Here is a 16,015-nt window from a genome sequence, read left to right on the forward strand (position 1 = left end):
TCTTTCCAGAAGGCAAACTAAAATCACAGTCTAAAGCTAAAAAGGTATCTAAAAGATACTTTCAAGCTGTTGAAAGACCTAATTATGTTATCAGGTTGTTCGGTGAAGCCATCGAAGATACTAAGACCTTTGTAGAACGAAAAAGGCCACACCGAAGCGTAACCTTGAATTCAGAATGTAGGTTTAAAAAATTTATTCATCACACCACTTGAAGTACAGACGCTTAGTTAGCCCCTTCTGCTTTAATATATTGCCTAATTTTTCTGCATCAGGAGTGGTCTGGCTAAAATAGTTATAGCCAATTGTATAACTGGGAGGGATATTACCACCGACTATAATGTTTGAATATTTACCAAAATTATAGGTTATACCATCAACTGTTATATAAAGGACTTTATTTTTAAATAAATCGAGCATTCTCTGATAACTTTCTTTATTTGCATAAGAAGACACATTCCATTGAATAAAACAATCAGCACCATTTGATTTTTGTATCTCTGTCCAAAAAAATGCTTCTGTTTTACCAATATCAATAGGTGTGTTGTTTTCGATTACAATTAAAGAACCATAAGAAGGCCAGTTTTCACTTGCTCCTGCTTCGCTCTGGTATCCCCACCTAACCACTGGTGGCATACCTAAATCGGGTAAACCTACCCTCCCCATTCCTAAAATAATATCAATAACCAGCATATTTTCTGTATCTTCTGTAACAATTTCTGTCTTATTAAATTCAGGCATAATCTTCTCACTTTTTATTTGTTAAAGTTCAAAGTCATTTAATCCCATTGCCAAAACACCATAAATCCATTTAAGTCAAACCTTAGCCTCAGCCAAAGCTTATCTGTAATAATTATTACATTTTGAAAAATAATAAATTAACAACATTCACTATCTAAAATCATTTGAAATATTTTGTTTATCAAAGTATTAACCTTATTTCTATGGATTAGCCTTGTCAGGCATCACTTAGATATTAACCGAGCAATATATAAATATTCCATATTAAAATAAGGATAATTCTGATAACTTAACTCAGATGGAAGTGAGTTATCAGGCCCTGTTAATAATCAATCCCCAATTTCTTTAAGCGTGAGATCAATGTTGTTGGATTTATTCCTAACAATTTTGCTGCCCCGTCATCACCAAAAATTTTCCCTTTACATTGTTTAACGGCAAGAGAGAGATTTCTAATTTCCAATTCCTTAAGTTGGCTCATGGTCAGCACTCCTTCCGTTTTTTGAAGCTGATTGTGAGTACTCTGACGCAAGTTTTTAGGTTGTTGATCTTGCTCCAATAAATACTTAAAGGAAACAGCGCCCTGTTTTGCTGCGATAAGCGCACGTTCAATAACATTTTGCAGTTCACGGATATTGCCGGGCCAGTCATATTGCTGTAATTCTAAAATATGTTTTTGTGAAAATGGCAGATAATTAATTTTACGATTGTCACAAATCAGCTTGGTAAAGTGCGTTACCAAAAGCGGAATATCTTCTTTACGATCACGTAAGGCTGGTGAATGAATCGGGAAAACATTTAAACGGAAATACAAATCTTCGCGAAAGCGTTTCTGTTTCACTTCTTCTTTTAAATTACGGTTGGTGGCAGCGATAATCCGCACATTCACTTGCCGCGTTTTTTCTTCTCCTACCCGCTCAAAGGTTCCTTCTTGTAACACACGCAGCAGTTTACTTTGTTGCTCCAACGGAATTTCGCCAATTTCATCTAAAAACAGTGTGCCTTGATCAGCCAGTTCAAAACGTCCGACACGATCACGCACAGCCCCGGTAAATGCGCCTTTAACATGTCCAAAGAATTCACTTTCAAAGAGTTCCGAAGGAATGGCAGCACAATTGACCCGAATTAGTGGTTGCTGTTTACGACGACTGGATTGGTGAATCGCGCGGGCGATCAGTTCCTTGCCTGTGCCTGAATCACCATAAATCATCACATTGGCATCAGTTGAGGCAACGACTCTGATTTTTTCAATGATCTGTAAAATGGATGCGCTATTGCCGATAATTTCATGGTATTTATTTTCCTGTAAAATTTCTTCTTGCAGATATTCGTTTTGCTGTTCCAGCCGGCTTTTTAAATCTCGCAACTCTTCAAGGGCGTGGGTCAGTTGTTTCTCGGTATTCAACCGATCGGTAATATCGCGGAATACGACTACAGCGCCAATAATTTCACCATCACGAATCACAGGTGTACTGGTAAATTCCACAGGAAAGCAACTGCCATCACGGCGCCAGAAAATTTCCTGAATACCTTCATACACAATGCCATCATGTACCGCCGCATAAATCGGACACTCTTCTACAGGATAAGGCTCGCCATTTTCATGAGTATGATGATGAATCTCATGGATATTGTTACTCAGCACATCTTCAGCTTGCAGCCCCAACATTTTAGCCCCGGCGGGGTTAATAAAGGTGCACAAACCTTGTTTGTTAATACTGTAAATACCGTCACCAACTGAGCTCAGCAATAAATGCTTGCCTGTGTCGGAGTCTATAAACAATTCTTGTAAGGCTTGCCATTCTTTTAAATCTGCCTGAATGGCTTTATCGTCATTTTTATTGTGTTGGTGCAGTTCTAATTCTTTGACGTCCGCCAGCGACCATATCAGCAATGTCTTATTTTTATAGGGCAATGAAATGGAAGTAATATCCAACTGAGTTTTTCCGCCATTTTTATCAAAAGCGTACAGTTCATTACTCCAGGCCCAACCTTTTTCCAACGCTTCTTCGGTAAATGCAAGAAGATCTGGCAGTTGACTGAAATGACCGAAAACAGAAGTCACCGTTTTTTGAATAATTTCATGACGTTCATATCGTAATAGTTGAGTCGCACTGATATTCACATCAATAAACTGGTTTTGGTGTGGATCTAATACAATTAATGCCTGTGATGTGTGTTCAAACACCAATGGACGAATAGAGTCTTCAGTTGTTACCCAGTCCGAGATAAAGTCAGCCGTGTTCATACGATTTATATTATTCACATTATGAAGTTTCGTAATTTAAGTTACTAAATTTCATAATACTACGAAAAATCATACCCTTCCAGCCGTTCAATTTAACTTCACATTAATATTTCAATAAAAATTAATCCTGTTTTTTCAATCAGATAAAGATAATTCCCCTCCCCCCAATATAACCTGGCACAGCTTTCGCAATAACACAGAAAGAATACATGCTGATTCATTCCAAAATAACATTGAACTAGGAGCGGTTATGCCAAAAGTAGATATCGAACAATATAAAGATGGTGATTTTCTTGTTGATTATGAAGAAAAAGTATTTGAGGACGTCAAAGCCCTGCCGGGTGAAAAAGCATTAGTGACTTTCCATACCGTTGCGTTTGAAGGATCAATTGGCCTGATCAATGTATTACAGGCAAAGCGTCTATTACGCAAAGGCTTTGAAACCAAAATCTTGCTTTATGGCCCAGGTGTGCAGTTAGGTGTACAACGCGGCTTTCCAACCTTAGGCACGGAAGCTTTTCCGGGCCATTTAGCCGTCAATAATCAATTGAAAGCCTTTATGGAAGAAGGTGGTGAAGTCTATGCCTGCCGTTTTGCGTTGCAATCGATGTATGGTCAAACCGAAAAAGCGCTTATTCCGGGAATTCGCCCGATTAATCCATTGGATGTGATGGACTTGAAACTGCTGATGCGTCGTGACAATGCCTTAGTCATTGATACCTGGACTGTTTAAGTCTGAACTATAAGGGAAATAAGACATGAACAGAATCATTAAAGCCGCCGCAGTGCAATGCAGCCCGGTACTTTATAGCCAATCCGCAACCGTAAAAAAAATCTGTGACATTATTTTAGCGCTTGGAAAACAAGGAGTGCAGTTTGCTGTTTTTCCTGAGACCGTTGTGCCTTATTACCCTTATTTTTCCTTTGTCCAACCCCCACTTGCCATGGGTAAAGAACATTTAAAACTGTTGAATGAATCCGTGGTCGTGCCTTCCGAAGCAACCTCAGCAATTGGTCAGGCCTGTTTTGAGGCCAACATGGTAGTGTCGATCGGCATTAATGAGCGTTCAGGTGGCACGATTTATAACGCACAACTGTTATTCGATGCTGATGGATCAATTATTCAGCGTCGCCGCAAAATTACCCCAACTTACCACGAACGAATGGTATGGGGACAAGGTGATGGCAGCGGTCTGCGTGCCATTAATTCTGCGGTGGGGCGTGTAGGTTCGCTGGCATGTTGGGAACATTACAACCCATTGGCTCGTTTTGCCTTGATGGCAGATGGTGAGCAAATTCACGCTGCCATGTTTCCTGGTTCGTTGGTAGGACAAGTGTTTGCTGATCAAATCAGCGCAACCATTCAACACCACGCTCTGGAGTCTGGCTGTTTTGTTGTCAACGCCACCGCATGGCTGCATCCCGAACAACAACAACAAATTATGCAAGATACCGGCTGTAACATCGCGCCTATTTCAGGAGGATGTTTTACCGCCATCGTTTCTCCCGAAGGCAAATTTTTAGCTGAGCCGCTCACACAAGGTGAAGGTTATTGTATTGCCGATCTGGATTTCAGCTTGATTGATAAACGCAAACGCATGATGGATTCGGTTGGACATTACAGCCGCCCCGAATTATTCAGCTTATTGATCGATCGTCGTCCAACATGTGTGTTGCACGAACTGAAAGTTGAAACATCAGAGCAAAACCATCTCGAAAACGCTCAAAACTTAATGAAGCACATGTCTGAACCGCATTGATTAAACACCAATAATAGGGAATCAGGATGTCTACAATACAATTATTGACCGATTTGCAATGTCATGGCCTGAAATGGGAAGGCGATTTTGGCTTATCCCGCAAAGGTGGCGCAGGGCCAAGCGATCATAAGGCACTGAGCCTTAACGGGCAGACCATGATGATCCCGGTGCGGAACCTTGTGGCCCAAGATTCACCCTACACCGCAAAGTCTGAACCGAACTCTGACAAAGTGACCATTTTTAAAAACCGAATCCCTGTAGCAACTTTAACTGCACCAGCACGACCACGTTTTTATAATTTAAAAACGGCCGAAGGTATTGCCTATGAGCAAATTGCAACCTTACATAGCCATGATGTGTTGGCAACGACTGTGTTACAGCATTGCATTCGGATGAATGACAAGGCAACGGCATGCCAATTCTGTTCAATTGATCAGTCTATAAAAAATGGGAACACGTTGATTCGTAAGCACCCGAAACAGTTGGCAGAAGTCGCCAAAGCAGCCGTTGAGCTGGACGGTGTCAGGCAAATGGTGATCACTACGGGCACACCAAATACGGCAGATCGTGGTGCCAAAATTTTATATGACTCGGTTAAAGCTATTAAGGCACAAGTCGATTTACCAATACAGGTACAGTGTGAACCTCCCGATGATTTTGCATGGTTTCAGCGCTTAAAGGATGCAGGTGCTGTGTCAATCGGGATGCACCTTGAAGCAGTAAACGAACATGTACGGCAGAAGATGATGCCCGGTAAGGCCGAAGTCTCATTGGAAAAATATTTTGCCGCCTTTGAAGCAGCCGTTGCGGTGTTCGGCCGGGGACAGGTCAGTACCTATATTTTGGCAGGTTTGGGTGACACCGAATTAGAAATCGTAGAGATGAGCGCCAGACTCACGAAAATTGGAGTGTATCCGTTTGTCGTACCATTTGTGCCGATTCAAGGAACTCCATTGGAACACCATCCTAAGCCTGATCCGGCTTTTATGCGGTCGCTTTATCCGAAAATCGGGCAACAACTCAAACTACATGGTTTGAACTCAGAAAATACTCAAGCAGGCTGTGCCAAGTGTGGCGCCTGCTCTTCGCTGAAAGCGTATGAATAAGGGGAATATGGTATGGAACTTCGCTATTCCTGGCTTCTTCAGCTAAATGCAGGGATGAAAAAATCTCTTGGCGATAACATTGTTATCAAGACTGTGTCGGAAGATTGGGAGCTTCACCAATATTATCGTTTACGTGAAGCGACTTTTCGCGATGAACAGAAAATCTTAAAAGAAGATCGTGATGAACACGATTTTAAAGCAGCAGGCATTATTGCCATCGGGAAAATGTCTGGTGGGCATGAATGTGTGATTGGTGCCGTGCGGATCTTCCCTGATGGAGAACAAACATGGTATGGCGGGCGGTTATGCGTAGACCCTTTATATCGACGTCACCATACCATCGGTAAGGCATTAATCAATGCCGCAGTATCAACCGCCAAGAACTTAGGATGCCGTACTTTCTTAGCCACTGTACAAAGTCAGAATGAACGCTATTTCCAAAGGTTGCATTGGAATAGCTTGCGTCAATTGACTATTGCCCATATTCCACATGTATTGATGCAGGCTCAGATTGAAAACTATCCATTACAACATATCCCGATGCAAATCTGTATGCAGAAGAATATACAGAAAGAGGCATGCTGATGGAGCTCAATCAATTACTCGAAAAGCTAAAACATACACCCGCAATGCAGTCCAAGCGGGCGATTGCTCACTGTGTTTTAGCCAATATAACTTGTCATGTGGATTCATTGGATAGCTTATACCCCTGCCCCGGAGATGACACAGCGGCACTGTCGTTAAACGGTCAATATATACTGCATGCCTGTGAAGGTATGTTACCGAATTTTGTGACCCATTATCCTTATTTTGCGGGTTGGTCAGCCGTCATGGCGAATATTAGTGACATTGCAGCAATGGGCGGCCGGGCCTTGTCGGTAGTGAACAGTCTTTGGCATACCAGTAATGAATCTGCCCAACAGTTAATGCAAGGCATGCAGGATGCTTGTTGTGCTTATGGTGTGCCATTGGTCGGCGGGCACACTCATCTTGGCTCAGATTATCAGCCCGCTTTATCCGTGGCGATTCAGGGTATGGCACGAAAACTACTCTCAGTGTTACATGTTAAACCCCAACAAAAAATTCTGCTTGCGTTAAATCTACAAGGGCAATTCCACCCCGATACCACTTACTGGAAATGCTTTGAGCAGGTATCTGGCCGCATTTTACAGTCACAAATTGCTTTGCTGCCGCAACTGGCAGAGGAAAACTTGGCTTATGCCGCCCGTGATATTAGCAATGCCGGCATTTTAGGTAGTTTGTTGATGCTGCTTGAAGCTACAGCATCAGGGGCACATATCAACTTAGATGCAATTCCTAAACCTGATGATGTGGAATGGTTTAAATGGCTGCAAATTTTTCCCAGTTTTGGTTTTTTACTCACTGCTGATGCAAACCAATGTGAAGAAATCATCAGGCTGTTTCACTGCCAGGGGATTGCCTGCAAGGCGATTGGTGAAACCAATATCAGTGGTGTCGTTACGGTGCAACAGCAGGAACAAAGCAGCATATTTTGGGATTTTAACCACCAGATATTTACCGGCTTTTGCTACGCCAATCTTCTGAAAACACTCGCTTTAAAAAAATTACAGTGCAATCCCATACAAACTGAGACTAAGAGTCATCAGTAGGAGCCTATGTTATGCCTAGCGTAAATTTTACTGTGAAGTGGCCTGATGGAAAACGGATTCAATATTACTCACCTTCAACGGTGATTTATGAATACCTATCCATTGGTCAGCGTTACTCAAGTACGCAGTTTTTACACCAAGTTGAAAATGGTCTGTATGCCGCATCGGAAAGAGTACGTGCACGTTATGGCTTTACCTGTAGTTCGGCTATGGACAATCTGGCGATGATCAAGTCCCAAGTCAGACTCTTCGGGCTAAACCCGGAAGATCAAATTGAAGTCATTGAAATGACGAATAAATGAGAAGGATGTTCCATGTTAAATATTCAAAATCAAATATTGCAGCCAAATTATGATGTGGTCATTGTTGGTGGTGGTCAGGCAGGCTTATGTGTTAGTCACTATTTGCAAAAGGCAGGCATTGACCATGTAATACTGGAAAAAGAATCCGAGTTAACCCATAGCTGGCGTTGTAAACGTTGGGATAATTTTACTTTGGTAACACCTAACTGGCAGTGTCTATTGCCAGAACACCCTTATCAGGGGCAAGATCCTGACGGCTTTATGAAGAAGCATGAAATTGTGGAATATCTCAATGAGTTTATTGAAAAAATAAACCCGCCTGCCATTTTAAATATTCAGGCAGAACATGTAAAAAAAGTGGCAGAACAAAAGCTTGTCATTGAAACTAATCGCGGCACAACTATAGCCAAACATCTCGTTGTCGCGGCAGGTGGATATCACACGCCGATTTATCCCAAACTCAGCGATACCTTGCCTGACCATATAAAAGTGATACATTCGGAAGAATATTTAAATGTAAATCAACTACCTGAGGGTGCAGTGTTAGTGGTCGGATCAGGGCAATCCGGCGCACAGATTGCCGAAGATTTACATTTGGCAGGCAAAAAAGTTTATTTATCGACAGGTGATGCACCGCGTTGCGCCCGATTTTATCGCGGCAAAGATGTAGTGAAGTGGTTGTTTGATATGGGTTATTACGAAACAACCGTCAAAGAGCATCGTTATAGTGAAGAAGTACGTAACAGTACCAACCACTATGTCACGGGGCGTGATGGCGGGCGTGATATTGACCTGCGCCAATTTGCCTTAGAGGGAATGCAATTGTTCGGTCGTTTTGATGACTTTAAAGATGGTCAACTCTGGTTCAGACCTGATTTATCAGAAAACCTGGACCGTGCCGATGCTACTTATAATCGTATTAATGCCTCAATTGATGAATATTTGGATAAAAACAATATTACAACCGACGAGCCAGCATCAGTGTATCAGCCAGTTTGGCATCCTAAGCAGGAAACCACACGCATTGATTTAGCAAAAGAAAATATTACTTCAGTGATTTGGTGTATCGGTTTTAGACCAGATTATTCATGGATTGATTTAGATATTTTTCAAGCCAGCGGTTACCCAAACCATGACCGTGGAATCACCATTGATCCGGATGTCACGTTTATTGGTTTGCCGTGGTTATATACATGGGGTTCCGGGCGTTTTATGGGGATCGATCAGGATTCTGCCCATGTAGTACAACATATTGAGCGACAAATTTAGTGCCCTGAACGTCATTCAGGCAACTTACCATATTGTAAGTAAAGTGCGTCACAAGCAGGAAAACAAAAAAATCGGCGGTTACAGGTAACTTACCCTGTAACCGCACTATCAAAGAAACCCAGGGGATTCAGGGATTACTTGCTGGTATCCAGTTCCGGGAAACTTTTCACCACATCATCAATCGCTTTCATCTGCATCAGGAATGGTTCCAGTTTTGCCAGTGGCAGTGCTGATGGGCCATCACATTTCGCATTTTCCGGATCAGGATGAGATTCAAGGAACAATCCCGCAATTCCTACTGCCATACCGGCTCGTGCCAGTTCAGACACTTGCGCACGACGACCGCCAGAAGCGGCTCCGAATGGATCACGGCATTGCAATGAGTGGGTAACGTCGAAAATGACAGGTGAGCCATTAGTAGCCTGTTGCATGACACCAAAGCCCAGCATGTCAACCACCAAATTGTCATAACCAAAGTTACTGCCACGGTCGCACAGGATGATCTGATCGTTACCACCTTCTTTAAATTTTTCAACGATATTTCCCATTTGTCCCGGGCTTACAAACTGAGGTTTCTTGATGTTAATAACGGCCCCTGTTTTCGCCATTGCTTCAACCAGATCGGTTTGACGGGCCAGGAAAGCAGGAAGCTGAATAACATCAACGACATCTGCAACAGGCTGAGCTTGCGCTGGTTCATGTACGTCAGTGATGATTTTCACGCCGAAAGTTTGTTTCAGTTCCTGAAAGATTTTCATCCCTTCTTCTAAACCCGGCCCACGGTAGGAATGGATAGAAGAACGGTTAGCCTTATCAAAAGACGCTTTGAAAACATAAGGAATGCCCAGTTTTTGCGTTACGGTCACATAGTGCTCACAAATACGCATGGCCAAATCCCGTGATTCAAGGACATTCATACCACCAAAGAGTACAAAAGGCAGATCATTTGCGACCTTGATGTCACCAATATTAACCACTTTCTGTTGCATGCTTATACCTTCTCTCGTTAAGGGTAAATAAATTTGCTGTATCTATAAAAATAAACAGGTCGCTGAAAAATCCTGCCTTATGAAAACATTAATGAAAAACAAAAACATTAATGAAGAACAATCAGCCTCTGCTCAATGGAGTTAATCTGCATTTTTATCATTTCTGAGATAGGATCCTCAGGGCAGTGCTCCACAAAATAGCTCAAATCCAAAACAGCAATGTGATTGCAGTCGAGTTGTGCATAGATAAGCCCCCGGTCGCGGATTTCATATGGATCATCGGGATCAAACATCAACACAATTTCGCTGGCCTTGAGTGCTAACTCCATCTTTTTCTCTTCCATCAGGGAAACTTTGATGGTGTCAGTGACCTTACGCACGATGCTGATATTATCCGCCTCCTGTAAGTCTTTCTTTTCCAGACGAATAGTTGGCCCGATATTGCCTTTCAACCAGACATCAAGTATATGTTCGTTGAGCGTATCGCCATTCATGGGATTAATGAACCATGCTGGCTCATCAACTAAATCAGCCCGTAAAATTAGCTGTGTCGGGAATATAACAGGCTGTACCGGCAAATCCAGCGCCTGAGCAATGTGTGAAAATACCGTCCCCAATGCCACGGGTGCACCCTGACGTGAATGCAATACGCTATCCAACCACAGGGTATCAGACAAACAATACACTCCATTTGCCCCGCCGAATTTCCATTCGCGGTAAAAAAGTGTCAACAGTGACTGCAATTTTACTTTGGTGTCGGTAATAGAAGAAAGTTTCTGCCGGGCTTCTTCAACCAATGCAGCTAACTGTTCAGTCACCAACCTTTGAGGAAAATCAGGACGAATGGCCCGTGTCACCAGAATAATACCGTCAATCAGGGGAGCATTATTGAATTCATAATTAACTATGGTTTTCATTTTTATTCCATCGACCTACCGTAATACGTTCGTTACCACCATAATCCTGAAAAGTTGCTATCTGCTGATAACCTTTTTCCAAAAATAGGTTTCTGACAACGATTCCCTGTTTCCAGCCATGTTCCAATAACAGCCATCCGTTTGGTAACAGGAAATGGCGAGCTTGCTCCACAATTGTCTGCAAATCTGCCATTCCATTTTGGGCAGCGATCAATGCAGTGGCCGGTTCAAACCTGACATCTCCTTCATGCAGATGAGGATCAAGCTCATCAATATACGGAGGATTACTGACAATCATATCAAATTGTCGACCTGCCACCGCAGAAAACCACGCACCTTGTAAAAAATTCACATTGTGAAAAGACAGTTTTTCCGCATTTTTTTCCGTATTGTGTTTCGCCAATGCCACTGCATCAGGGTTAATATCGACCCCTGTTACGTGACAATCATGTCGCTCACTGGCTAAAGCCAAGGCAATTGCCCCCGTTCCCGTACCAAGATCCAAAATCTGGGCGGGTAAATCGGGCAACAATTCCAATGCCTTCTCAACCAGGCATTCCGTGTCAGGGCGTGGAATCAGTGTCGCTGGTGATACAGAGAGAGGTAATGACCAGAATTCACGTTCACCCACAATATAAGCAACCGGCTCCCCCTGAATGCGGCGAGCTAACAAGGCTTCAAGCTGGTCAGCCTCTTCTGCTGAAATTGGTGTTTCATTGAATGCAATTAAATAAGTGCGGGAACGCCCTGTCACATGTTGCAACAAAATTTCCGCATCACGTTTAGGGCTGTCACTTTCGGTCAACTGCATGGCTGCATGCTGGAGCCAATATTGATAATTCATCAATCCTGCTCTGATAATGCAGATAGTTGGTCTGCCTGATATTCAGTAATAATAGGCTGGATAAGCATATCCAGTTTGCCTTCCATGACTTCTTCAAGACGGTATAGCGTTAGGTTGATACGGTGATCGGTAACTCGCCCTTGTGGGAAGTTATAAGTCCGGTTGCGATCTGAACGGTCGCCGGAACCAAGCAGATTGCGACGTTCAGAAGCCTCGGCTTCCTGACGTTTTTGTACCTCGGCAGCACGGATGCGCGCAGCAAGCACAGACATCGCTTTTGCCTTGTTTTTATGCTGTGAACGTTCATCCTGACATTCTACGACAATGCCGGTTGGCAGGTGGGTAATTCGAATGGCAGAGTCAGTGGTATTGACGTGCTGACCACCCGCTCCGGAAGAGCGAAAAGTATCAATTTTCAGATCACCGGAACTGATTTCCGGTAATTCTGCTTCGGGGATTTCTGCCAAAATAGCCACAGTACAGGCCGACGTATGGATACGTCCCTGAGATTCGGTTTCTGGGACGCGCTGGACACGATGCCCCCCTGATTCAAATTTCAAGTGACCATAAACCTGCTCACCAGAAACTTTGGCAATGACTTCTTTGTATCCACCATGTTCGCCCTCATTGGCGCTCATGATCTCTACTTTCCAGCGGCGGGATTCTGCATAACGACTATACATGCGGAATAAATCCCCGGCGAATATCGCAGCCTCATCCCCACCGGTTCCTGCACGAACTTCCAGAAAACAATTGCGCTCATCATCCGGATCTTTAGGCAATAACAGCACCTGTAATTGTTGTTCTAACTCTTCATTACGAATTTTTGCGCCTTTGAGTTCTTCCTGCGCCATTTCCCGCATTTCGGGATCATCAAGCATCATCTCGGCTGTTTCGATATCATCCTGAACGCTTTTCCAGGCTTTAAAACAGTTAGTCACATCAGTAAGTTGAGCATATTCCTTTGATAATGCACGAAAACGCTCCTGATCAGCGATCACCTCAGCATCGCCGAGATGAGCCAGAACTTCTTCATGGCGTTCTTGTAATGCTTCCAATTTAGCGACAATAGAAGGCTTCATTCGTAATATCAGACCTTATTTAGAATAGGGTTAGTTATGATCCAGCCCAAGGCTGTCCCGTAATAGATTCAGGCGTTCCAAATCGCCATCACTGGCAGCCTGTTGGAGAGATTTAGTTGGTGTATGAATCAGACGATTCGTCAATTGGTGAGTCAATTGGTTAATGATCTGTTCAGCATCAGCACCCTGTTTTATAGACATCAATGCTTTTGCCGTCATTTCAGCCCTGATTTTCTCTGCTTGTTCCCGGTATTCGCGAATTGTATTAACTGCTCCCTGAGAACGCAACCAATCCATAAAGTGGTTGCTTTCTTGTTGCACAATACCTTCTGCAACAATGGCTGCGGCTTTACGCTGAGCGAGGTTTTGTTGAATGATGGCCTGTAAGTCATCAACGCTGTACAGATAAACATCACTTAATTTTTCAACGTCCGGTTCAATATCACGGGGAACGGCGATATCAATCAGCAACATCGGCTGGTTACGACGTAATTTCAACGCCCGTTCAACCATACCTTTACCAATAATCGGCAATGGGCTGGCGGTGGAACTGATCACAATATCAGCTTCAGCCAACCGAGTATCGATATCCGGCAGGGAAATAACTTCGGCATTAACTTCACTGGCAAGCATCTGCGCCCGCTCTTTCGTACGGTTGGCAATCATCATGTGACACACCCCATGTTCTTTAAGGTGGCGTGCTACCAGTTCAATCGTTTCCCCTGCTCCCACCAGCAGGATAGACAGTTGAGAAAGAGATTCGAAAATTTGCCGGGCAAGTGTACAGGCGGCAAATGCCACAGAAACGGCATTTGCACCAATTTCTGTTTCTGTTCTGACCCGTTTAGCTACTGAGAAAGATTTTTGGAACAGGCGTTCCAACTCACCTGATAGGGATTGATAACTTTGCGACTCAGCGAAGGCTTTTTTCACCTGCCCCAAAATCTGAGGTTCTCCCAATACAAGGGAATCTAGGCCACTTGCGACTCGCATTAAATGACTGACAGCTTCATCATTCAAATGCCAATAGAGACTTGATTTCAAATCTTCAGGATTGAGCTGATGATACCTGCATAACCAATTAATTAACTGCTCTTTAAAATTATCCTGCTGTTCAACACTGAGATAGAGCTCTGTCCGGTTACAGGTTGACAGCACAACACCGCCCCGCACCAGCGGTTGCCGGAGCAGGTCATCAAGTGCAAGCCCTATCGTGTCAGGAGAAAAGGCTACCCGCTCACGTAAAGAAACAGGCGCTGTTTTATGGTTGATACCAAGTGCTAATAAAGTCATTTTAACTGCGTTGAGTTATCACAGGGATCAAATTCATGATGATATTAATAACTATTCTCATAAACTCACACCCTTCATAAGGACTCTCATTGGATGGGCATTTTACTTGATGCTCCAGTGCAATAAAAGTCAATCAGACAGTTATGCGATAATTTATTCGAGAATTCTTACCAAATTTTCGCTAAATTAGCCTCTTGATTATAGACTTGGATGGCATGTCCTAAACCCGTATTTATACCCAATACCTATATCTAATATCTATACCCAATAAATGTCCCGATAGATTCCAAGTTTCAGACTCTCTTATTGCCAAGGGTTACCTTATGAAAATGTCTTTATTTTTTCGCTTGCTTCCTCTCTCCGCTGTCTTACTGATTGCCTGTACAATCACGCAACCTCCCACAGGCACAGGATCAGCGGATACCCCACAATGGCATGCCCGCGAACAAAAATTACAAAAATTAGAGCATTACCAGACCCGGGGCTCTTTTGCTTATCTGGCAGATGAAAAAAAAGTGTATGCCCGTTTTTTCTGGCAACAATATTCGCATGACAATTATAAATTACTGCTGCTAAATCCATTGGGTACGACTGAGTTGGAATTATTTGTTAAACCCAATATGATTCAGCTCACTGATAATAATGGTAAAAAATATCTCAGTGATGACCCGGCATCCTTAATTTACCAGCTTACCAATATGAATATCCCTCTGGATAACCTTAAAAATTGGATTATTGGTTTGCCCGGTAATGCCAAAGATTTTCAACTAGATGCGAATTACCTGCTTAAGTCCGTAAGTGATCAACAAAATGGTGAAATTTGGCGGGTAACTTATCAGGGATATGATACATCCACGATCCCTGCCTTACCTAATCGCCTGGAACTCACGCAAGGAAAAAACCGCATAAAACTAAAGATGGATAATTGGACAACACAATAATGACTTTAACCTGGCCCTCCCCGGCAAAATTGAATTTATTTTTGTATATCACAGGACAACGCCCTGATGGTTACCATGAACTGCAAACGCTGTTCCAATTTTTAGATTATGGTGATGAAATCACCATTACCCCCCGTCAGGATAATCAAATCCGTCTGTTGACCCCTGTTGAAGGAGTAACCCATGATGATAATTTGATCGTGCGGGCTGCCCGGTTATTGCAGCATCATTTAAAAACACACCAAATGGGTACCGAACATCCGGGGGCTGATATCCACATTGATAAATGCCTGCCGATGGGCGGAGGATTAGGTGGCGGTTCTTCCAATGCCGCAACGGTATTAGTCGCCTTAAACTATCATTGGCAAGCCAACCTGTCCGATGATGAACTGGCACAACTGGGGGTTAGCCTTGGTGCAGATGTTCCGGTCTTTGTCAAAGGTCATGCCGCTTTTGCCGAAGGCATCGGAGAAAAACTTCAACCCGCCTCACCGGAAGAAAAATGGTTCTTGGTTGCTCACCCCGGGATTGAGATCTCAACCCCGATGATCTTCACAGATCCTGAATTAAAAAGAAATTCTCCGATTCGTGCTCTACCCGCATTATTACAGGCACCATTTGCAAATGATTGTGAGCCAATCGCAAGAAAACGTTTTCGTGAGGTTGAACAGCTTCTTTTATGGCTGTTAGAATACGCACCGTCACGCCTGACCGGAACCGGTGCATGTGTTTTCGGCGAGTTCGAATCTGAAGCATCGGCCCGTAGGGTGTTAAATCAAGCCCCAGAGTGGATGCAGGGCTTTGTTGCGCGTGGCGTTAACATTTCTCCGTTGCATAAATTCCGCTCTGGGATAACCATGTTATTGAACCAATGAGCAATGTTTGTTTGATTGGTCAA

At 43.3% G+C, this 16,015-nt stretch carries 16 protein-coding genes; 9 read left to right on the forward strand and 7 right to left on the reverse strand.

The genetic code is table 11. The features are described 5' to 3' along the window. Positions 1-192 precede the first annotated feature (192 nt). Both Xenpb_RS09445 and Xenpb_RS09450 read right to left on the reverse strand, forming a co-directional pair. Entirely contained in the window at positions 193-738 is a 546-nt protein-coding gene (locus tag Xenpb_RS09445) for a hypothetical protein (RefSeq protein ID WP_187654083.1), read from the reverse strand. 322 nt (positions 739-1,060) lie between these two features. Further along, positions 1,061-3,001 carry a sigma 54-interacting transcriptional regulator gene (locus tag Xenpb_RS09450; protein WP_368666812.1) on the reverse strand — a complete coding sequence of 647 codons (1,941 nt, stop codon included), beginning with the start codon at positions 2,999-3,001 and terminating at the stop codon, positions 1,061-1,063. A 232-nt stretch (positions 3,002-3,233) separates the two neighbouring features. Between Xenpb_RS09450 and Xenpb_RS09455 the strand changes: the two genes are divergently transcribed. The 7 genes from Xenpb_RS09455 to Xenpb_RS09485 are packed head-to-tail and all read left to right on the forward strand — an operon-like array spanning position 3,234 to position 9,051. Next, on the forward strand, positions 3,234-3,716 hold the full coding sequence (locus tag Xenpb_RS09455; protein ID WP_187654084.1) for an MSMEG_0572/Sll0783 family nitrogen starvation response protein: 483 nt from the start codon (positions 3,234-3,236) through the stop codon (positions 3,714-3,716). A gap of 25 nt (positions 3,717-3,741) precedes the next feature. Beyond that, positions 3,742-4,743 (forward strand): Nit6803 family nitrilase, encoded by a 1,002-nt coding sequence (locus tag Xenpb_RS09460; protein ID WP_187654085.1) that lies wholly within the window; start codon positions 3,742-3,744, stop codon positions 4,741-4,743. Between the two features lie 26 nt (positions 4,744-4,769). Then, entirely contained in the window at positions 4,770-5,849 is a 1,080-nt protein-coding gene (locus tag Xenpb_RS09465) for an MSMEG_0568 family radical SAM protein (RefSeq protein WP_187654086.1), read from the forward strand. Positions 5,850-5,861: 12 nt separating this feature from the next. After that, complete coding sequence (locus Xenpb_RS09470) at positions 5,862-6,434, forward strand: MSMEG_0567/Sll0786 family nitrogen starvation N-acetyltransferase (protein WP_187654087.1); 573 nt, start codon at positions 5,862-5,864, stop codon at positions 6,432-6,434. Then, a complete protein-coding gene (locus Xenpb_RS09475) occupies positions 6,434-7,480 on the forward strand; it encodes a sll0787 family AIR synthase-like protein (protein ID WP_187654088.1) in 1,047 nt (348 codons plus the stop codon). The genes Xenpb_RS09470 and Xenpb_RS09475 overlap by 1 nt, the downstream gene beginning before the upstream one ends. Before the next feature lie 11 nt (positions 7,481-7,491). Beyond that, on the forward strand, positions 7,492-7,782 hold the full coding sequence (locus tag Xenpb_RS09480; protein WP_187654089.1) for an MSMEG_0570 family nitrogen starvation response protein: 291 nt from the start codon (positions 7,492-7,494) through the stop codon (positions 7,780-7,782). Positions 7,783-7,794: 12 nt separating this feature from the next. Further along, on the forward strand, positions 7,795-9,051 hold the full coding sequence (locus Xenpb_RS09485; RefSeq protein ID WP_187654090.1) for an MSMEG_0569 family flavin-dependent oxidoreductase: 1,257 nt from the start codon (positions 7,795-7,797) through the stop codon (positions 9,049-9,051). Positions 9,052-9,185: 134 nt separating this feature from the next. Here Xenpb_RS09485 and kdsA read toward each other — a convergent pair whose 3' ends face one another. The 5 genes from kdsA to hemA all read right to left on the reverse strand — a co-directional run bounded on the left by kdsA (position 9,186) and on the right by hemA (position 14,176). Then, positions 9,186-10,040: a 3-deoxy-8-phosphooctulonate synthase gene (kdsA, locus tag Xenpb_RS09490; RefSeq protein ID WP_099115230.1), complete on the reverse strand. Its 855-nt coding sequence runs from the start codon at positions 10,038-10,040 to the stop codon at positions 9,186-9,188. 107 nt (positions 10,041-10,147) lie between these two features. Continuing rightward, positions 10,148-10,957: an invasion regulator SirB1 gene (gene sirB1 / locus Xenpb_RS09495; protein WP_187654091.1), complete on the reverse strand. Its 810-nt coding sequence runs from the start codon at positions 10,955-10,957 to the stop codon at positions 10,148-10,150. Then, positions 10,941-11,801 carry a peptide chain release factor N(5)-glutamine methyltransferase gene (gene prmC / locus Xenpb_RS09500; protein ID WP_187654092.1) on the reverse strand — a complete coding sequence of 287 codons (861 nt, stop codon included), beginning with the start codon at positions 11,799-11,801 and terminating at the stop codon, positions 10,941-10,943. Before prmC ends, sirB1 begins: the two co-directional genes overlap by 17 nt. Next, on the reverse strand, positions 11,801-12,883 hold the full coding sequence (gene prfA / locus Xenpb_RS09505) for a peptide chain release factor 1 (RefSeq protein WP_187654093.1): 1,083 nt from the start codon (positions 12,881-12,883) through the stop codon (positions 11,801-11,803). The genes prmC and prfA overlap by 1 nt, the downstream gene beginning before the upstream one ends. Before the next feature lie 30 nt (positions 12,884-12,913). Beyond that, a complete protein-coding gene (gene hemA, locus Xenpb_RS09510; RefSeq protein ID WP_187654094.1) occupies positions 12,914-14,176 on the reverse strand; it encodes a glutamyl-tRNA reductase in 1,263 nt (420 codons plus the stop codon). Positions 14,177-14,499: 323 nt separating this feature from the next. Here hemA and lolB point away from each other — a divergent pair, with 323 nt between their 5' ends. Further along, positions 14,500-15,117: a lipoprotein insertase outer membrane protein LolB gene (lolB, locus tag Xenpb_RS09515; RefSeq protein ID WP_255523096.1), complete on the forward strand. Its 618-nt coding sequence runs from the start codon at positions 14,500-14,502 to the stop codon at positions 15,115-15,117. After that, positions 15,117-15,992, forward strand: a complete 876-nt coding sequence (ispE, locus tag Xenpb_RS09520) for a 4-(cytidine 5'-diphospho)-2-C-methyl-D-erythritol kinase (RefSeq protein WP_187654095.1) — start codon at positions 15,117-15,119, stop codon at positions 15,990-15,992. The genes lolB and ispE overlap by 1 nt, the downstream gene beginning before the upstream one ends. The last annotated feature ends 23 nt before the right edge of the window (positions 15,993-16,015 follow it).

Source organism: Xenorhabdus sp. PB62.4 (assembly GCF_014467285.1).
Classification (GTDB): domain Bacteria; phylum Pseudomonadota; class Gammaproteobacteria; order Enterobacterales; family Enterobacteriaceae; genus Xenorhabdus.